Origin of the sequence: Pseudomonas sp. TWRC1-2, assembly GCF_049896685.1 — a bacterium.
Lineage (GTDB): Bacteria > Pseudomonadota > Gammaproteobacteria > Pseudomonadales > Pseudomonadaceae > Aquipseudomonas.
Genome location: NZ_JAFCUU010000002.1, coordinates 550,374 through 569,137 on the forward strand (window position 1 = coordinate 550,374; position 18,764 = coordinate 569,137).

Here is an 18,764-nt window from a genome sequence, read left to right on the forward strand (position 1 = left end):
GGCGGCTATTTTCCGTCCGTCATCGGTCGGTTGTGTCCTGGGTGGTTTGCCATCCCTCCTCACTTTCGGAGATTGATATGCGTCTTGCTTCCACTAAAACTGCGGCGGCCCTGTGTGGCGGCCTGTTGCTGGCCCTGAGCGTTCCGGCCAGCGCTGCAGTCGACGCTAAATTGCTCGACATGCTCAAGGCCAACGGCCAGATCACCGCTGCGCAGTACACCGAACTGCAAGCGGAATTGGCCAAGGACCAGAAAGAAAAGCAGATCGCACAGCAAGCTCAACAAGAGACCAACGAGCAGATCGCGGCCACCGCGAAAAAAACCAACGACCTGAGCGTGTTCGACCAGAAACTGGCCTGGGCCGCGCGCACTCAGCTTAAGGGTGACGTGCGCTTCCGTCAGGAAACCGTGAAGATCCAGGGCGAATCCAACAACGGCGGGCGTGACAAGGACCGTCAGCGCATCCGTGCCCGCCTGGGCGCCTACACCGAGGTCAACTCGCAGGTCGACACCGGCATTCGCATTGCCACCGGCAGCAGCGACGACGCGCGCTCCACCAACCAGGACCAGGACAACTACTTCGACAAGAAGTCGATCTGGCTGGACCTGGGCTACATCGACTACCACCCGGACCAGATCAAAAACCTGCACGTGATCGGCGGCAAGATGCTGCAGCCGTGGGTCAACATGGGCGACGTGATCTGGGACAGCGACATAAACCCGGAAGGCCTGGCCCTGACCTACAAATACCCATTGGGCAGCAGCGCCGAGTTGTTCGGCAGCATCGGCAACTACAACCTCAAGGACAACGTCGACGGCGACGGCGTGCAATTTCGTCACGACCTGCGCCTGACGTCCGGCCAGTTGGGCACGCGGTTCTCGGTGACTGACAACTTGAAAATGACTCTGGGCGGCAGCGTCTACGCCTACCAGAACGACAAGGACAGCCGCTGCACGACCACCACCACGCCTTGCGCATTGGCGGTCAACGGCAACTCGGCCGACAACCAGTTCCGCCTGTACGAAGGCTTCGCCCAGGCCGACATCGGCGGCCTGGCAGTGCCGTTGGCGTTCTATGGCCAGTACGTGAAAAACAACGACGCCGTGACCGACCAGGACACTGCCTGGTTGATCGGTGCCAAATCCAAAGTGTTTGGCTTGAACCTGGACTACAACTACCGCGATATCCAGCGTAACGCCGTGGTGGGTGCCTTCACCGACTCAGACTTCGCCAACGGCACCACCGGCTCGCGCGGTCACAAGATGAAGGTCAGCTACGACATCGACAAGAACTTCGCCCTCGGCGCCACGTACTTCCTGACCAAGGCTGACTATGCCAGCCGCACGCAGCGTGATGCCAACACCAACACCCTGCAGCTGGATGCTGAAGCCAAGTTCTAATGGGTGTGCAATAAACCTTGGGCCAGGACGGCCCGAGGTGGTTTCAACAGCCTTGCGTGGGTGGATCGCCCTCATCATCCGTTCGCCCCGCCCACGCGAGCCTGCATTATTCGCGCTTTTACTGATCTTTCAGCCGCTCGGCCACCAGCCGGTCAGCCAATGCATCCACGTCCTTTACCGGTTCTTCCGGCATGATTTTCAACGTCGCCTGCATCAGGCGCATCTGACGGATAAATCGCCGGCAATTAGGGCAAAACATCAAGTGATGACGCACCAGCAGACGTTCGCGAAAGGTCAATTGCCCATCGAGGTAGTCACTGGAACGTGCCACTTGTTCTTTGCAGGTCAACATTCGCCCGTTTCCTCAAAATGCTCCACCGTGGCGAAGACTTTAAGCCGTGCCCGATGCAACAGCACACGGACATTGGAGAGCGAGAGCGTCAGAAGATTACAAATCTCTTCCAACTCCAGGCCTTGGCGCTCACGCAGCACCAGCACGCTGCTTTGCAGCTCCGACAAACTCAGCAACGTATGCTCCAGGCACTTGCGCAATTCATCCTCGGTCAGCAACGCCTCCGGAGTGTCCTGGTGCCAGGCGTACGGGGCGACGGCCCAATGACCATCGTCGGGGACGAAGCGATCGTCACCGATGGTGCCGTGAGGTGAGGGCAAATCGTCGAGCAACACTTCTCGGCGATTTTGTTTGTAGCGGCCCTTGGCGGAGTTGGCGGTGATGGTCAGCAGCCAGGTCTTGAGGCTGGAACGCCCTTCGAACTTGGCCAGGTTGCGCACCACCGACAACCACGCGTCCTGCACCACTTCGTCGGCGTGGCGCTGGCCGACGATGGCGTAGGCCACTGCGCGCATGGCGCTCTGGTAGGTGGTGACCAATTCCTTGTAGGCGCGCTGCTCGCCCTTGAGCAGCCGTTCCAGCAGGTGCGCGTCGTCGGCTGCTGCCATCGTTTACCTCAATCCTGCTGTGGAAATCCGATACCTGTGGGAGCTGGCTTGCCTGCGATAGCGGCGGTGGCGCCACTATCGTCATCGCAGGCAAGCCAGCTCCCACATTAAATCTGGCCAAATCCAACGATTAGCGTTTACGCAGGATCACGCTGCCGATCGAGTAACCCGCACCGAACGAACTGAGCACCGCCACGGCTCCTTTTGGCAAGTCGTCCTGGTAGGTGTGAAACGCAATCACCGAACCTGCCGAACTGGTGTTGGCGTAGGTGTCGAGAATCACCGGCGCTTCTTCCACCGAGGCTTCGCGGCCCAGCAGCTTTTTCACGATCAGGTGGTTCATGCTCAGGTTGGCCTGGTGCAGCCAGAAACGCTTCACATCGGTCACATTCAGCTGGTTTTCGTCCAGATGCACACCGATCAGTTCAGCAACCATCGGGCAGACGTCACGGAAGACCTTGCGACCTTCCTGTACGAACAGCTTGTCCGGCGCGCCGATGCCCTCTTCCGCCGTGCGGTTGAGGAAGCCGAAGTTGTTGCGGATGTTGTTGGAAAACTTGGTCAGCAGTTTGGTGCTCACCACGTCGAACTGATGCTCGGAAGTCGCCAGGTCGGCGCGCTCGAGAATCACGGCCGTAGCCGCATCACCGAAGATGAAGTGGCTGTCGCGATCACGGAAATTCAGGTGGCCGGTGCAGACTTCCGGATTGACCATCAGGATCGCCCGCGCCTGGCCCAGCTGGATGCTGTTGGCGGCGTTCTGGATACCAAAGGTCGCCGACGAGCACGCCACGTTCATGTCGAAACCGAAGCCTTCGATACCCAGCGCTTCCTGGACTTCGATGGCGATGGCCGGGTAGGCGCGCTGCAGGTTGGAGCAGGCGACGATCACGCCGTCGATGTCGGCGGCAGTCTTGCCGGCGCGCTGCAGGGCCTGTTCGGCCGCGCCAACCGCCATCTGGCAAAGCACCGACCACTCGTCATTGCTGCGCTCAGGCAAACGCGGGGCCATGCGCTGCGGGTCGAGAATACCGTCCTTGTCCATGACAAAACGGCTCTTGATGCCCGATGCTTTCTCGATAAAGGCCGCGCTGGACTCAGTCAGTGCCTGAACCTCACCGCGCTCGATGGCGGCGGCGTTGTCAGTGTTGAACTGCTGAACATAGGCATTGAAAGACTGCACCAGCTCTTCGTTGGAAATGCTGTTGGCCGGGGTGTACAGGCCAGTGCCGCTGATGACGACGTTATGCACGGTCGTTCCTCTAAATCTGTCAGGCAGAAGATATTGGTACCGTCGTACCAAACTTTAAGTCGTTCGATTCCGTCCAGCGGGCATCAAACTGGCAACGCTTTATTCCATCGCGCCGCGGCTGCACACCAGCCCATCACGACGATCCCGGCATTTATGACCGCGAAGTTTGCCACAACTTCGGGGATTTGGCGCCATTTCCCGGATAAACCCGGTGCTGACTGTGGGAGCTGGCTTGCCTGCGATGGCATCCCAGTGTCTTGACTGATACACCGCGGTGCCTGCATCGCAGGCAAGCCAGCTCCCACATGAGATCGGTTTTGCTCTGGAAGCCAAGAAAGCCTCAGGCTTCCACCTGGCTCCACTGCTTGCTCAAACGCTTGTCGGAGATCGGCACTTTGGTGCCCAACTGCTGGGCAAACAACGACACGCGATATTCCTCCAACCACCAGCGATACAGCTCCAGCTGAGGGTCGCGCTTGCCTTCCTGGGCGTGTTTGTTCAGGCGGTTCTGGTATTGGGCCCACAGGCCGCTCAGCTCAGTGCTCCACACCCGGTCTTTTTGCACCTGGCTGGGCAGTTTCTCCAGGCGCAGTTCAATGGCCTTGAGGAAACGCGGCAGTTCCTTGAACCACTGCGCCGGGGTTTCCCGCACAAAGCCCGGATACACCAGGTTGCTCAACTGCTGCTTGATATCGTTCAACGCCACCGCTTGGGCCAAGTCGATCTTGCCTTTGAAGCGCTTCTGCAAACCGTGCCAGAGCTTCAATACCTCCAGCGTCAGGCGCGCGAGGCGCTCGGCGTGCTCGGTCCAGCTGCCGCGCTTGCGTTCGGCCAAAGCCGCCAAACCTGCACCGTCACGCGGCAAGCTGGCTTCGCCTTCCAGTACGCAGGTGTCGAGGCTGGCCAACAGAATGTCTTCCACCAGTGCGTCGATGCGCCCCAGTTCGCGGTACATCAGGCCCAATTCGGTCAGGCCGGGCAATTTGCCGCGCAGGAATTTGGCCGGCTCGGCCAATTGCTGCAGTAGCAGACGCTGCAACGCGCGACGATGCTGGAACTCCGCCTCGGCGGCCGTCGAGAACCGCCCTTCCTTGACCGTGCCATTCTCTTCAACCAGCGCCGGGTAGACCGTCATCGACAGCCCGGCGATCTTTTGCTGGGTCTTCTCGGCCACCGCCGCAAACACCTTGGCTTGCACCGGCTCCTGGCTTTTCGCGGTTTGCGGCACGGCCAACGCGGCCTGGCTGGCCTCGGCAAAACGCGCGGTCAGCTCGGCCAGGTCGCGACCTTCGCCGAGGAACTTGCCCTGGCCGTCGACCACTTCCAGGTTCATCTTCAGGTGGTTTTCAACCTGCTGCGCCGCCTCGGCCCAGGCTTCATCGCTGACCCGTGCGCCGGTCATGCGCAGCAGTTCGCGCCCCAGCACCTGGGGCAGCGAGCCCTGGCCGAATTCGATGCGTTGCAGCGCCGCCTTGACGAAATCCGGCACCGGTACAAAGTTTTTGCGCAGCGCCTTCGGGAGGTTGCGCACCAGCGCGATGCACTTGGCTTCGATCACTCCCGGCACCAGCCATTCCAGGCGTTCCGGCGGCAACGCCGGCAGCAGCGGCGCCGGCACGCGCAGGGTCACGCCGTCGCGTGGGTGATTGGGCTCGAAGTGGTAACTCAAGGCCAACTCCAGATCGCCCAGGTGCAAGGTGTCCGGATAATGCAGGGCCGTGACTTCACTGGCCTCGCGGGCCAGCACGTCTTCCTCGCGCATGATCAGCAGTTGCGGGTCTTTCTGGCTGTTGACCTTGTACCAGCTGTCGAACGTCGCGGTCTGGTGGATCTCCGCCGGCAAGCGCGCATCGTAGAAGGCGTACAGGGTTTCTTCGTCCGCCAGGATGTCGCGGCGGCGCGCCTTGGCCTCCAGTTCGTCGAGCTGCTCCAGCAGTTGCTGGTTGGCCGTCAGGCACTTGGCCCGCGACTGAATCTCGCCGCGCACCAGGCCTTCGCGGATAAACAGCTCGCGCGACACCACCGGGTCGATCGGCCCGTAATGCACCGGCCGGCGCCCAACCACAATCAGCCCGAACAGGGTGATCTGCTCAAAGGCCACCACTTGGCCGCGCTTCTTCTCCCAATGCGGCTCGAAGTGGTTTTTCTTGATCAAGTGGCCGGCCAGCGGCTCGATCCAGTCGGCATCGATCTTCGCCACCATGCGCGCATACAGCTTGGTGGTTTCCACCAGTTCGGCGGTCATCAGCCATTGCGGGCGCTTCTTGCCGATGCCCGAGGACGGATGAATCCAGAAGCGCCGCTGACGCGCGCCGAGGTAATCGCCGTCTTCGGTCTTCTGGCCGATCTGGCTCAACAGGCCAGACAACACGGCCTTGTGCAGCTTGGCAAAGTCCGCCGGCTCTTTATTGACGGTCAGTTGCATGTCGCGGCAAATCAGGCTGAGCTGGCGATGGGAGTCGCGCCACTCGCGCAGGCGCAGGTAATTCAGGAAGTTCTTGCGGCACCAGTTGCGCAACGGGCTGGCGGTCAATTCCTGGCGCTGCTCTTCAAAACCACGCCACAGATTCACCAACCCGGCGAAGTCCGAATCCGGGTCCTTCCACTGTGCGTGAGCCTGGTCGGCGGCTTGATGGCGTTCCGGCGGACGCTCGCGCGGGTCCTGAATCGACATGGCACTGGCGACGATCAGCACTTCCTGCAAACTGCCCAACTTGGCGGCTTCGAGCAGCATGCGGCCCATGCGCGGGTCCACTGGCAGGCGCGCCAGTTGACGGCCCAGCGGCGTGAGCTGGCTGTTGCGGTCGACCGCCGAAAGCTCTTGCAGCAGGTTGAAACCGTCGCTGATGGCCTTGCCGTCCGGCGGTTCGATGAACGGGAAATCGGTGATTTCGCCGAGGCGCAGGTGCAGCATCTGCAGGATTACGGCGGCAAGGTTGGTGCGCAGAATTTCCGGGTCGGTGAATTCCGGGCGGCCAATAAAATCCTCTTCGCTGTACAAGCGGATGCAAATACCCGGCTCGACCCGCCCGCAACGGCCTTTACGCTGGTTGGCGCTGGCCTGGGAAATCGCTTCGATCGGCAGGCGCTGCACCTTGGCGCGGTAGCTGTAACGGCTGATGCGCGCGGTGCCGCTGTCGATCACATAACGGATGCCCGGCACGGTCAGCGAGGTTTCCGCGACGTTGGTCGCCAGCACCACACGGCGGCCCGGGTGGGACTGGAAAATGCGCTGTTGTTCAGCCGGTGACAGGCGCGCATACAGCGGCAGAATTTCGGTGTGCTTGAGCTGGGCCTTGCGCAGCATCTCGGCGGCGTCACGAATCTCGCGCTCGCCCGGCAAGAACACCAGCACATCGCCAGGGCTGCGCCGCTCGCTGCGTTCATAGGCGGCGATTTCATCCAGGGTGGCGAGGATCGCCTGGTCGACGGTCAAGTCGTCCTCGACGCGGTTGCCCTCCTCGTCCTGCTCCAGGGTCAGCGGGCGATACCAGGTGTCCACCGGGAAGGTACGGCCCGAGACCTCAACAATCGGCGCATCGTCAAAGTGCTTGGAAAAACGCTCCAGGTCGATGGTCGCCGAGGTGATGATGACTTTCAGGTCGGGGCGACGCGGCAACAGGGTTTTCAGGTAGCCGAGCAGGAAGTCGATGTTCAGACTGCGTTCGTGGGCTTCGTCGACGATGATCGTGTCGTAGCGTTCCAGGTAACGGTCGTTCTGGGTTTCCGCCAGCAGGATGCCGTCGGTCATCAGCTTGATCAGGGTGTTGGCGTCACTCTGGTCTTCGAAACGCACCTGATAGCCGACCAGCGCGCCCAACGGCGTGGCCAGTTCTTCGGCGACGCGGCTGGCGACGCTGCGCGCGGCGATTCGGCGCGGCTGGGTGTGGCCGATCAGGCCGTATTGGCCACGGCCGATTTCCAGGCAGATTTTCGGCAGTTGGGTGGTTTTACCCGAGCCGGTTTCACCGGCGATGATCAGCACCTGATGCTTTTGCAGCGCGTCTTTGATCTCGTCGCGCTTGGCGGCAATCGGCAGGCTATCGTCGTAGCGAATCACCGGCAGGCTGGCACGCCGCGCCGTGACCTGTGCGCAGGACGCCTGCATGCGCGTGACCCACTGCGCCAGCTTGTCCTCGTCGGGCTTCTTGCGCAGCTCGAGCAACTGGCGCCGCAAGCGGTGGCGGTCGGCGAGCATGGCGTGATCGAGGTTTTTCAGCAGTTGGTCGATAGCGGGCGCTTGGTCAGTCATCAGATGCGTTTGGGTCGTCTATTTATGCAGGGGCCGGATTGTCGCAGAAAACCGCCAACGCGCGCGCCCCTCATTCGTTATCACGGTCTTTGCGCCGGTACGGGAACACGTCGATGACCTTGCCGGCGCGAATCGCGTCCTGCAGGCCTTTCCAGTAGTCGGCGTTGTACAGCTCACCATGCAGCTCATCGAACAGCTTGCGCTGGCCGGCGTCGGCAAACAGGAACGGCGGGAATTCTTCGGGGAACACATCCAGCGGACCGATGGAGTACCAGGGCTCCGAGGCCATTTCGTCCTCGGGCGTGCGCGGTGCCGGGATGTGGCGAAAGTTGGCTTCGGTGAGAAAGCAGATTTCGTCGTAGTCATAAAACACCACGCGACCGTGGCGGGTGACGCCGAAGTTTTTCAGCAGCATGTCGCCGGGAAAGATGTTCGCCGCCGCCAGTTGCTTGATGGCCAGGCCGTAGTCCTCCAGGGCTTCGCGCACTTGAGCGTCGTTGGCGTTGTCGAGGTAGAGGTTGAGTGGGGTCATGCGCCGTTCGGTCCAGCAGTGGCGGATCAGCACGGTGTCGCCTTCCACTTCGACGGTGCCCGCAGCGACTTCCAACAGCTCGGCCAGGCATTCAGGCTCGAACTTGCTCAAGGGGAAACGGAAATCGGCGAACTCCTGAGTGTCGGCCATGCGACCCACGCGGTCGACGCTTTTTACCAGACGGTACTTCTCGATGACGGTGGCGCGATTGACGTTTTTCGACGGTGAAAAACGGTCCTTGATGATCTTGAACACGGTGTTGAAGCCCGGCAGCGTGAACACGCTCATGACCATGCCACGCACGCCGGGCGCCATGATGAAGCGGTCATCGGTGGTGGCCAGGTGGTTGATCAGCGCGCGATAGAACTCCGACTTGCCGTGTTTGTAGAAACCGATTGAGGTGTACAGCTCGGCGATGTGCTTGCCAGGCAGGATACGTTTGAGAAACCCGATGAATTCCGCGGGCACCGGCACATCGACCATGAAATACGAGCGCGTGAACGAGAAGATGATCGACACGTCGGCTTCGTCAGTGATCAGCGCGTCGATCTGAATGCCGCGCCCTTCGCGATGCAGCAGCGGAATCACCAACGGCCATTGTTCGTCACGGGTATAGATGCGTCCTACAAGGTAGGCGCCTTTATTGCGGTAGAGCACCGAGGAAAACAGCTCGACATTGAGGTCAGGATCTTTGCACACCCAGTCCGGCAGGTTCTCGCGCAATTGCGCTTCGAGCCGGCGCAGGTCGGTCGCAAGGTCTGCGTAGGGTTCGCTGAACGCGTAATCGGCGAAGACCTGCGCCAACATCGCCGTCAGGTCGCCCGCCGGCTGATAAACGCGGGTTTGCGCCGCACGTGCACGGCGCAGGCTCGGCCGCGTGGTGTGGATGAACATGCAGGCGTCGCTGATCAGGTCATGACTGAACAGGCCGCAGAAGATCGAGTTGTACCAGGTCTCGGACAGCTCATCGTCAAAGCGCAGGTCGATCAGGCCGATGTAGGCACTCTTCACCAGCGGCCACGCGTCCACTTCCAGCAGCGTGGCCTCGTCGAACTGGGCGCGCAGGCGCGCTGTTACTTCAGCGACTTTTTCTTCGTACAAGTTGATCCGCGCCGCCGAAGCCGCCTGCCCTTGCTGCCACTGGGCCTTCTCGAAACGTTCACGGGCGCCGTCAGTGATCTGGCGAAAGTGCTCACGGTAATCGTCGAAGCCCTCGAGGATCATGCGGGCGATGGCGAGGGCGGATGGCGACATGCGGGAAACCTCGAACGGGCATCTGGAAGCCCTGAGCTTAGCCAGTGAAACGAAGCAGGAGAAGGATGATTTTCCGGGCTTATCTGTACCCCTTCGCGCAGTTTGTACATTTACTTTCAATTTTCCCAACTCGACCAAGCGGTCAATAAACGCACCGAAAAGTCTCACCGCGCACGCCTGTAGCCCCACAACCGCATGGCTTGGCGCTGGCGCGAGAGAAAACCAGTGCTGTCGCCGATTCTCAGCACAGGTCACCGCCTCGATGCACCGTAAGGGAAACCCTGATTACCACCTTGATGGCACTTTGATATATAGCGCGCCCTTTCCCACCCAAATCAGGTCCGAAGACGGTCCGGGAACAGAAGCTAATCGCCTAAGGAGCACCAAGATGTCATTGAGGAATATGCGAATCGGTCTGCGCGCCAGTCTGAGTTTCGGGGTTTTGGCCGCCATGCTGGTGATTGTCGGCCTGTTTGGCCTGGGCCAGATGGCCAAGCTGCGGGAAAGCGCGCTGGTCATCGAAGCGTCATGGATGCCGAGCATCGAGAATATTCACGACAGTGCCGCCTATGTGGCCAATATTCGCCTTGAGGCCTTGCGCCTGGCGACCACCGACGAATCGCGGATTCGCGACAACAGCAAAAGCCTAATCACCCGCCAGAGCACTGAGCTGCAAACGCTGCTGACCCATCACGAAACCCTGACCAGCGGCGACGACGAAACCGCTCTGCTGAAAAAACTCAAAGGCGACGTGGCGACCTATCTCGGCATCGTCGGGCAGATGGTTGCCCTGGTGGACAAGGATCAACAGCAAAACGCCATCGACCTGCTGACCAGCCGGCTGGCACCCCAAGGTGCGGTCCTCAACAAGAGCCTGGAGGACATGATCACCTTCAATCAGAAAGGCGTCGAAGACGCGGCCGACGCGGCCGCGCAGATGTATTCCAGCGCGCAGTGGGTAGTCGGCCTGATCATCGTTTGCGCGTTGATCGCCACCTTGTTACTCGCCTGGCTGCTGACCCGCAGTATCACCGCCCCCCTCGGCCAGGCCCTGGCCGTGGCACGCACCATCGCCGGCGGCGATTTGAGCCAGCCTGTGGTGGTCAAAGGCACCGACGAACCGGCGCAATTGCTGACGGCCCTGGCCACCATGCAGGGCCAGTTGCGAACCACTATCCATGGCATCAGCGAATCGGCGCAGCAACTGGCCTCCGCCGCCGAGGAGATGAGCTCGGTGATGGAACAGAGCACCCGTGGCCTGCAGGCGCAAAACGATGAAATCGAACAGGCGGCGACCGCCGTCAACGAGATGAGCGCGGCCGTGGACGAAGTGGCGGGCAACGCGGTGTCCAGCGCCGAAGCGTCCAAGGCCTCCGATGAAGACAGCAAGCACGGCCACTACCAGATCAGCGAAACCATCAGTTCGATCCAGAACCTGGTGAACGAAGTGCTTGGCGCCTCGAACAAAGCCGAAGGCCTGGCCGTGCAGGCTCAGGACATCAGCAAAGTGCTTGAAGTGATCCGCGGCATCGCCGGGCAAACCAACCTGCTGGCCCTCAATGCCGCCATCGAAGCGGCGCGCGCAGGCGAAGCCGGCCGAGGCTTTGCGGTAGTGGCCGATGAGGTGCGCTCGCTGGCGCAACGCACCCAGGATTCCACCGAAGAAATCGAACAGATGATCACCGGTATCCAGCAAGGCACTCAGGACACCGTTGACGCCCTCAACAGCAGCGCCGAACACGCCGGCCAAACCCTGCAACGCGCCAACAGCGCCGGCAGCGCGCTGGAGAAAATCACCGCGGCCATCTCGCAGATCAGCGAGCGCAACCTGGTCATCGCCAGCGCCGCTGAGCAGCAGGCACTGGTGGCCCGTGACGTCGACCGTAGCCTGGTGAACATTCGCGACCTGTCCACCCAAACCGCCGCCGGCGCCACCCAGACCTCAGCCGCCAGCCAGGAACTGTCGCGCCTGGCCGTGGACCTCAACGGCATGGTGACGCGGTTTGTCCTGTAATTAGCGATTGTGTCGGCCAGGCCTCTAGGCAACACTCGCCGCCTAATTCAGTTAGGAGTGTTCCGTGAGACCTGTCGACACCCTGTATTTGCTGGGGCTGGCTGCCATCTGGGGCGCGAGCTTCCTGTTCATGCGCATCATCGCGCCGGAAATCGGCACCGTGCCGACCGCATTTTTTCGCGTGTCGATTGCCGCCGCCGGCTTGCTGGTGATACTCGCAGCGATGCGCGTCAACTGGGACTTCCAGGGCAAGTTCAAGACCGTGCTGCTGCTGGGCGTGATCAACTCCGGCATCCCCGCGACCATGTACTCGGTGGCCGCGCAGGTGCTGCCGGCCGGCTACTCGGCGATCTTCAACGCCACCACGCCGTTGATGGGCGTGTTGATTGGTGGGTTGTTCTTCAGTGAACGGCTGACACCGTCGAAAATCGCCGGCGTCAGCCTGGGCCTGCTCGGCGTGGCCGTGCTGACGCGCGCCGGGCCGGTGGCGTTTGACCTGGAATTATTGATGGGCGCGCTGGCCTGCCTGCTGGCCACTACCTGCTACGGCTTCGCCGGGTTCCTCGCACGGCGTTGGCTGGACCAACGCGGCGGCCTGGACAGCCGACTCGCGGCGCTGGGCAGCATGCTCGGCGCCACTCTGTTTTTACTGCCGTTTTTTGCCTACAGCGCGATCAGCCATCCTCCTGCAAGCTGGGGCGGCTGGCAGGTGTGGGCGTCACTGCTGGGATTGGGGCTGGTGTGCACGGCGTTTGCCTACATCCTGTACTTCCGCTTGCTGTCGTCCATTGGGCCGGTCAAGTCGATGACGGTGACCTTCATGATTCCGCCGTTTGGGGTTTTGTGGGGGGCGTTGTTATTGGATGAGCCGTTGTCGATGGCGCATGTGTATGGCGGGGTGTTGATTGCGGGGGCGTTGTGGTTGGTGTTGCGGGTGGGGAAGTTGGCGAAGAACCGCTAGAAAGCACCCTGCGCGCGAAAGTCTCTCGCTGCGTCAGGGTGTGAGTCCTCCGGCAGAAACGCCTTTGAGGATGCTGGCTCCGCCGGACTTATCAAACGTCGGCGATCAGCGCTTTAAACTCGTCATAGCTACGAATGTAATCCGCAGAATCATAGTGATGCGAGGCGAACACCATCAACACAGCATCATGGGAATAGCGGTACTGAATTCCCCAGGTCATTGGCGGCAAATAAATGCCCTTGTTCGGCCGGTCCAGCACAAATTCTTCCCGGTTCGTGCCATCGTCAGCAACAACGTGCACCGAGCCTTTCACTGCGATCAAAAATTGATGGCAAACCCGATGAGCGTGTTCGCCTCGTGTTTCTGCAGTGGGGACGTCGTAAACCAGAAAATATCGCTCGGACTTGAACGGCACTGTACGCTCGAACTCGCCAACGGAGAGGTTGCCACGAATGTCGACAACTTCAGTCATCGTGTGCAACGTAACACCGCTGACGGACGTTTCGACCGCACCGGGCGTGACAGCCAGTTTTTCCGTCACTGCTTGCGAGGACGCGACGGGCTTGGCGTCAACGTAGCCAATAATTTTGGCCGGGTTGCCGACGACGATTGCGTTGGGCGGTATGGACCGTGTGACGACCGCGCCTGCGCCGATCATGGCATTGGTGCCAATGGTCAACCCTGGAAGGATCGTGCAATTGGCACCCAGCGAGGCGCCTTTTCTAATGATCGTACGAGCACAGGTCTGTGGGTAGACTTTACTGCGCGGAAAAATATCGTTTGTGAAGGTCGCATTGGGGCCAATGAAAACGTCGTCTTCAATCGTGATGCCGCCCCACACCTGCACACCGCATTTGAGTGTTACACGGTCACCAATGAGCACATCGTTTTCGATGAACACGTTGCCGTAAACATTGCATTCACTGCCCAATGCAGCACCCGGCAGGATATGCGCGAAGGCCTGGACTCATGTGTCTTTGCCAATATTTGTGGACTCGCACAGCGCATGGCTGTGGACGAAAAAATCTTTAGTACTGCTCATTCTTATCTCCAGGTCCGATGTGAGATGCCGTTATTAGAAGGCCTCAGCGTCAACCAGATTGACTGCATCTGCATCTTTGGCGGAGAGCGTAGGCGGCTCTGAAAGCGGCCAGTCGATAGCCAGGGCGGGGTCATTCCACGCCAGGCTGCGTTCGTGCTCAGGCGCCCAGTAATCGGTGGTCTTGTACAGAAACTCGGCATTTTCTGATAACACAACAAACCCGTGAGCAAACCCCTCAGGTATCCACAACTGAGCACGGTTACTATCGCTGAGGTGCACCCCTACCCATTTGCCGAAGGTGGGCGAACGTTTACGTAGGTCCACAGCTACGTCAAAGACTTCTCCATGGGTCACGCGCACCAGTTTTCCCTGGGTCTGCTTGATTTGATAATGCAGACCGCGAAGCACCCCCTTTGCAGATCGGGAGTGGTTGTCCTGCACAAAATGAACAGATCTTCCAACAGCGGCCTCGAAAACTTTCTGATTGAAGCTTTCGTAGAAAAATCCGCGCTCGTCCCCGAACACTTTCGGCTCAAACAGAAGAACGTCCGGGATAGCGAGTGGGCTGGCTTTCATCTTTGTAACATCTCCAAAATGTTGTCAGCAGACTTAACGGCACCACAGGTGCAAAGCGATCTTGGGGCAACGAGCCACTCGATCAAAAAATCTTTTCACGCAGTAAACGCTTGAGGTATTGCCCGTAGCCATTTTTGGATAGCGGTAGCGCAAGTTTCTCCAGTTGCTGCGCATCAATCCAGTTCTGCCGAAATGCAATCTCTTCAGGGCAGGCAACCTTGAGTCCCTGACGATGCTCAAGCGTGGCGATGAAACTGCTGGCTTCAAGCAGCGAATCATGGGTGCCGGTGTCCAGCCATGCGTAACCGCGCCCCATGATTTCCACTGACAGCTTGCCCCTCTCCATATAAATACGATTGAGGTCGGTAATCTCTAGCTCGCCACGAGCGGAGGGTTTGATGCCTTCGGCAATTTCAACCACGTCCTGGTCATAGAAATAAAGTCCGTTCACGGCGTATGATAAATGCCTGTGGCAGGCCATCCGGGGACGCTTGCACAGCGTAGGAAATGTTCAAGTGCCGTCACCCAGCAACTGTTCGAAACGCGGGGTGTCCTCTGGTGTGGAAATGATGAGGATGTCGCGAATACCTGCCAGCATCAGCGTGGTCAGCGGGTAATAGATCATCGACCAGAATTATTTTTTTACGTTTAGGCATGTTCATTTTTCGAGAATCTCAGTAAGCATCCGTGCCACGCCATCCTGCCATTCAGGCAAGCGCAGCGAGAAGGCATTCTGCAGCTTTTGAGTGTTGAGCCGGGAATTGCCGGGCCGTCTGGCCGGCGTGGGATAAGAGGCTGTCGTAATCGCACCTAGCGACGCCGGAGCGACCTTGAGTTGCACATCGGCAGCCTGCGCTTGCTCGAGCACAAAACGGGCATAGCGGTGCCATGTGGTTTCGCCAGCTGCGGCGAGATGGTAATTCCCTTCCAGTTGCGGGTTTATGCGCGTCGCGCGGATAGCGTGCGCGGTAACATCCGCCAGCAGGTCAGCCCCGGTTGGAGCGCCAAACTGGTCGTCAATCACGTTGAGGCTTTCACGCTCCGTCGCCAAGCGCAGCATGGTCTTCGCGAAGTTGTTACCTCGCGCTGCGTAGACCCAACTGGTGCGCAAGATTAAATACGCGCAACCGCTGGCCTCGATAGCTCGCTCACCTTGTAGTTTGGTTGCCCCATAGACACTCAGCGGCCCCACCTGATCGCTTTCCTGCCACGGCGCTTCACCATCACCTGCGAACACATAGTCAGTGGAATAGTGCACCAGCAAGGCATTCAGCTTGCGGGCCTCTGCTGCCAATACCGCTGGCGCCTCTGCGTTGACACGCAATGCCTGGTCCGGCTCGCTTTCGGCCTTGTCGACAGCCGTGTAGGCCGCTGCGTTGACGATTACGTCAGGCGCGAACCGCTGCACGCTCCCGGCCACCCCCTTGAGGTCGTTGAAATCACCGCAGTAATCCTGGCTCTGGGAGCTCAACGCTAAGACTTGGCCTAAAGTCGACAAACTACGTTGGAGTTCCCAGCCGACTTGGCCATTTTTACCCAGCAATAGAATCTTCATGCCAAACGCTCGGAATTATTCTTTTCGATCCACTCCCGGTAAAAACCGGACTGGTCATCAATGACGGGCGAATCCGTCAGATGATTAACGCGCAAGCCGCCTGCACCACCGCCCCATCGATCTGGGCCACAGTATAGAGCGGTAATAAAGCCAAGGCGGATTTGCGTCGGCATTTACAGGGAGGAGGGTATTGACCCGATCTGCGCAGGCTGACCGTTCGCGCACGGCACGACCACAGCGTTTAACGCTGAATCGGCTACCGCTGTGCGCTGGAAAGCTGGCATGTGCTGATCTTGTGTGAGAGGAAAAACAGGCGAGGACTATCACCAGCCACAAACACACTTTGCAATCACTTAACCCACGCGCCGTGCGTGGAAGAGTTTTCATGCCTGCGCAGAAAGCCGGTCGCTATAATGCCGGCCAGTTTTTTCCAAGGATTTCACATGATCGCTTTGCCCTGGCTGTACCTGGTGCTTCTTTCGATTGGCTACGGACTGGCCCTGACATACGGGCAACTGGGCGCGCTGGCGGCCGTGTCGGTGGCCATGCTGCTGATCGCCGGGTACGCCGTGCGCCAGCAACGCAGCCCTTGGGCGCGCTACCTCGGCCACGGCCTGTTCATTGTCCTGGCCCTGGGTCTGGCGATGCACTGGCTGCCGGGCTTCTACAACGGCCGCGGTATCGCGCCGCAGCGTTTTACCCCTGACTCGGTACCGTTTTCAATGTACCTGAACCAGGACAAACCGCTGATTGGCTTCTGGCTGTTGCTGGCCTGCCCATGGATCGTGGCGCGTCGCACGCTGCGCCTGTCGATCTGCGTCGCTGCCCTGGCACTGACCCTCACGGCGGTCGCTGCGCTGGGCGGCGCCACATTGCTGGGGATGATCGACTGGGCACCCAAATGGCCGGAACAGGCTTGGCTGTGGGTCCTGAACAACCTGCTGCTGGTGACGCTGGTGGAAGAGGCGTTGTTTCGTGGCTATATCCAGGGTGGCCTGAGTCAACGCTTCAAACACCTGCCCTACGGCGAGCACCTTGCACTGTTGCTGGCCTCGCTGCTGTTCGGCCTGGTGCACCTCGGCGCGGGCTGGCATTGGGTGCTGCTGGCGAGCATTGCAGGCATCGGTTATGGCCTGGCGTATCGCTTCGGCGGGTTGGGCGCCGCGATTGCCACGCACTTTGGCTTGAATCTGCTTCACTTCGGGTTGTTCACCTACCCGATGCTGGCCGGCTGATTGTTGCAAAAAATAAGTTAAATAAATGCCTGCAACGGCCGACAACCCATCAAAGCCTTGCGGATTGAACAATCATGCGTAATAACCAACCCGTTACCCAGCGCGAACGTACCTTCCCCGCTCAGCAACGGTTGATCTCCACCACAGACGCCAAAGGTGTGATCACCTACTGCAACGACGCCTTCGTCGAAATCAGTGGGTTCACCCGTGACGAGTTGATCCGTGCCCCGCACAACCTGGTGCGTCACCCGGATGTGCCGTCGGCCGTGTTCGCGCACATGTGGTCCACGCTCAAACAAGGCTTGCCATGGATGGGCATCGTCAAGAACCGCTGCAAGACCGGCGATCACTACTGGGTTAACGCCTATGTAACGCCGGTTTTCGATGGCAGCCAGGTGGTCGGCTACGAATCGGTGCGCATCAAGCCCACCGCCGAGCAGATTCGCCGCGCCGAAGCGCTCTATCAACGCATCAACCAGGGCAAGTCGGCCGTGCCTCAGCGCGACAAATGGCTGCCGGTGCTGCAAGACTGGCTGCCATTTATCCTGATCAGCCAGCTCAGCTTCATGATCGGTGCGTCGCTCAACTCCCACTGGGGCTTTGCCCTGGCGGCGGGGCTGTCGGTGCCGCTGGGCCTGCTGGGCCTGAGCTGGCAGCAGCGCGGCCTCAAGCGTTTGCTGCGCCTGGCGGAGCAGACCACGTCCGACCCGCTGATCGCGCAGATGTACACCGACAGCCGTGGCGCACAAGCGCGGCTGGAGATGTCGATTCTCAGCCAGGAAGCGCGCCTGAAAACGTGCCTTACTCGCTTGCAGGATACGGCCGAGCACCTCAACGATCAGGCAGCGCAGTCCAACACCCTGGCGCACAACAGCTCCAGCGGCCTGGAACGCCAGCGCGTGGAAACCGAGCAGGTCGCCACCGCCGTCAACCAGATGGCAGCAACGACCCAGGAAGTGGCCAGCCACGTGCAGCGCACGGCGGACGCTACCCAGGAAGCCAATCGCCTGACCGGTCGCGGTCGCGACATCGCCGGGGAAACCCGCGAAGCGATCCAGCGCCTGTCGGTCGCCGTGGGTGAAACCGGTGTAACCGTCACCCAGCTGGCCAAGGACAGTGATGAAATCGGCGGCGTGGTGGACGTGATCAAAGGCATCGCCGACCAGACCAACCTGCTGGCATTGAACGCCGCCATCGAAGCGGCCCGTGCCGGCGAAATGGGCCGTGGCTTTGCAGTGGTGGCTGACGAAGTCCGTCAACTGGCGCAGCGTACCGCCGAGTCCACCGGGCAGATCCACGCCCTGATCGCCAAACTGCAGCAGACCGCCGCTGCCGCCGTGCAAACCATGGACGCCGGGCATCGCCAGGCCGAAGAAGGTGTGGCGCGCGTGATGGAGGCGGATCAGGCGCTGGTGGGCATCAGTGAAGCGGTGGCCAACATCACCGACATGACCACGCAGATTGCCGCTGCCACCGAAGAACAAAGCGCCGTGGCCGAAGAGATCAGCCGCAATATCAGCACGATTGCGCTGTTGGCGGATCAGACCTCGGAGCAGGCGATGAACTCGGCGCAGTTGAGTGAAGAGCTGACGCATACGGCGAATACTCAGTATTCGCTGGTGGAGCGTTTTAACCGGTAAACCGCTATCGCGGGCAAGCCCGCTCCCACATTGGATTGGGTTCACACATTTCTATTTGTGAATACAGTCAAATGTGGGAGCTGGCTTGCCT

General features: G+C 60.2%; 13 protein-coding genes and 1 pseudogene. 5 read left to right on the forward strand and 9 right to left on the reverse strand.

Features of this window, described 5'->3' with window-relative positions:
* Positions 1–77: 77 nt before the first annotated feature.
* Entirely contained in the window at positions 78–1,400 is a 1,323-nt protein-coding gene (locus tag ACP7B3_RS07010) for a putative porin (RefSeq protein ID WP_145159016.1), read from the forward strand.
* A gap of 118 nt (positions 1,401–1,518) precedes the next feature.
* On the opposite strand, the gene ACP7B3_RS07015 is transcribed toward ACP7B3_RS07010, so the two are convergent.
* From ACP7B3_RS07015 to aceK, 5 genes are all read right to left on the reverse strand, one after another.
* The gene (locus tag ACP7B3_RS07015) at positions 1,519–1,752 is read right to left on the reverse strand and encodes an anti-sigma factor family protein (RefSeq protein WP_106576374.1); all 234 of its coding nucleotides are present in this window, start codon (positions 1,750–1,752) and stop codon (positions 1,519–1,521) included.
* A complete protein-coding gene (locus ACP7B3_RS07020; protein WP_064453547.1) occupies positions 1,746–2,360 on the reverse strand; it encodes an RNA polymerase sigma factor in 615 nt (204 codons plus the stop codon). The genes ACP7B3_RS07015 and ACP7B3_RS07020 overlap by 7 nt, the downstream gene beginning before the upstream one ends.
* 130 nt (positions 2,361–2,490) lie before the next feature.
* A complete protein-coding gene (locus ACP7B3_RS07025) occupies positions 2,491–3,612 on the reverse strand; it encodes a beta-ketoacyl-ACP synthase III (RefSeq protein ID WP_262208335.1) in 1,122 nt (373 codons plus the stop codon).
* 340 nt (positions 3,613–3,952) lie between these two features.
* The gene (gene hrpA, locus ACP7B3_RS07030; RefSeq protein ID WP_426178518.1) at positions 3,953–7,864 is read right to left on the reverse strand and encodes an ATP-dependent RNA helicase HrpA; all 3,912 of its coding nucleotides are present in this window, start codon (positions 7,862–7,864) and stop codon (positions 3,953–3,955) included.
* 70 nt (positions 7,865–7,934) lie between these two features.
* Positions 7,935–9,650 (reverse strand): bifunctional isocitrate dehydrogenase kinase/phosphatase, encoded by a 1,716-nt coding sequence (aceK, locus tag ACP7B3_RS07035; protein WP_426178519.1) that lies wholly within the window; start codon positions 9,648–9,650, stop codon positions 7,935–7,937.
* A 451-nt stretch (positions 9,651–10,101) separates the two neighbouring features.
* Here aceK and ACP7B3_RS07040 point away from each other — a divergent pair, with 451 nt between their 5' ends.
* Both ACP7B3_RS07040 and ACP7B3_RS07045 read left to right on the forward strand, forming a co-directional pair.
* A complete protein-coding gene (locus tag ACP7B3_RS07040; protein ID WP_426178648.1) occupies positions 10,102–11,664 on the forward strand; it encodes a methyl-accepting chemotaxis protein in 1,563 nt (520 codons plus the stop codon).
* A 64-nt stretch (positions 11,665–11,728) separates the two neighbouring features.
* Positions 11,729–12,625: a DMT family transporter gene (locus ACP7B3_RS07045; protein WP_426178520.1), complete on the forward strand. Its 897-nt coding sequence runs from the start codon at positions 11,729–11,731 to the stop codon at positions 12,623–12,625.
* Positions 12,626–12,716: 91 nt separating this feature from the next.
* Here ACP7B3_RS07045 and ACP7B3_RS07050 read toward each other — a convergent pair whose 3' ends face one another.
* The 4 genes and pseudogenes from ACP7B3_RS07050 to rfbD form a co-directional block, all read right to left on the reverse strand.
* Positions 12,717–13,526: a WxcM-like domain-containing protein gene (locus tag ACP7B3_RS07050; protein WP_306098697.1), complete on the reverse strand. Its 810-nt coding sequence runs from the start codon at positions 13,524–13,526 to the stop codon at positions 12,717–12,719.
* Between the two features lie 174 nt (positions 13,527–13,700).
* The gene (gene rfbC, locus ACP7B3_RS07055; protein ID WP_145159031.1) at positions 13,701–14,243 is read right to left on the reverse strand and encodes a dTDP-4-dehydrorhamnose 3,5-epimerase; all 543 of its coding nucleotides are present in this window, start codon (positions 14,241–14,243) and stop codon (positions 13,701–13,703) included.
* 82 nt (positions 14,244–14,325) lie between these two features.
* Positions 14,326–14,868 (reverse strand): annotated as a pseudogene (locus ACP7B3_RS07060) (sugar phosphate nucleotidyltransferase); the annotation flags it as partial.
* Between the two features lie 33 nt (positions 14,869–14,901).
* Positions 14,902–15,798: a dTDP-4-dehydrorhamnose reductase gene (gene rfbD / locus ACP7B3_RS07065; protein WP_145159033.1), complete on the reverse strand. Its 897-nt coding sequence runs from the start codon at positions 15,796–15,798 to the stop codon at positions 14,902–14,904.
* A 443-nt stretch (positions 15,799–16,241) separates the two neighbouring features.
* Here rfbD and ACP7B3_RS07070 point away from each other — a divergent pair, with 443 nt between their 5' ends.
* Positions 16,242–17,033 carry a CPBP family intramembrane glutamic endopeptidase gene (locus tag ACP7B3_RS07070; protein ID WP_426178521.1) on the forward strand — a complete coding sequence of 264 codons (792 nt, stop codon included), beginning with the start codon at positions 16,242–16,244 and terminating at the stop codon, positions 17,031–17,033.
* Positions 17,034–17,107: 74 nt separating this feature from the next.
* The gene (locus ACP7B3_RS07075) at positions 17,108–18,673 is read left to right on the forward strand and encodes a methyl-accepting chemotaxis protein (protein ID WP_426178522.1); all 1,566 of its coding nucleotides are present in this window, start codon (positions 17,108–17,110) and stop codon (positions 18,671–18,673) included.
* Positions 18,674–18,764: the final 91 nt, after the last annotated feature.

Coding starts and splice junctions, on each gene's coding strand:
- ACP7B3_RS07010 (WP_145159016.1), top strand. CDS start 78: ATGCGTCTTGCTTCCACTAAAACTGCGGCGGCCCTGTGTGGCGGCCTG.
- ACP7B3_RS07015 (WP_106576374.1), bottom strand. CDS start 1,752: ATGTTGACCTGCAAAGAACAAGTGGCACGTTCCAGTGACTACCTCGAT.
- ACP7B3_RS07020 (WP_064453547.1), bottom strand. CDS start 2,360: ATGGCAGCAGCCGACGACGCGCACCTGCTGGAACGGCTGCTCAAGGGC.
- hrpA (WP_426178518.1), bottom strand. CDS start 7,864: ATGACTGACCAAGCGCCCGCTATCGACCAACTGCTGAAAAACCTCGAT.
- aceK (WP_426178519.1), bottom strand. CDS start 9,650: ATGTCGCCATCCGCCCTCGCCATCGCCCGCATGATCCTCGAGGGCTTC.
- ACP7B3_RS07040 (WP_426178648.1), top strand. CDS start 10,102: ATGCTGGTGATTGTCGGCCTGTTTGGCCTGGGCCAGATGGCCAAGCTG.
- rfbC (WP_145159031.1), bottom strand. CDS start 14,243: ATGAAAGCCAGCCCACTCGCTATCCCGGACGTTCTTCTGTTTGAGCCG.
- rfbD (WP_145159033.1), bottom strand. CDS start 15,798: ATGAAGATTCTATTGCTGGGTAAAAATGGCCAAGTCGGCTGGGAACTC.
- ACP7B3_RS07070 (WP_426178521.1), top strand. CDS start 16,242: ATGATCGCTTTGCCCTGGCTGTACCTGGTGCTTCTTTCGATTGGCTAC.
- ACP7B3_RS07075 (WP_426178522.1), top strand. CDS start 17,108: ATGCGTAATAACCAACCCGTTACCCAGCGCGAACGTACCTTCCCCGCT.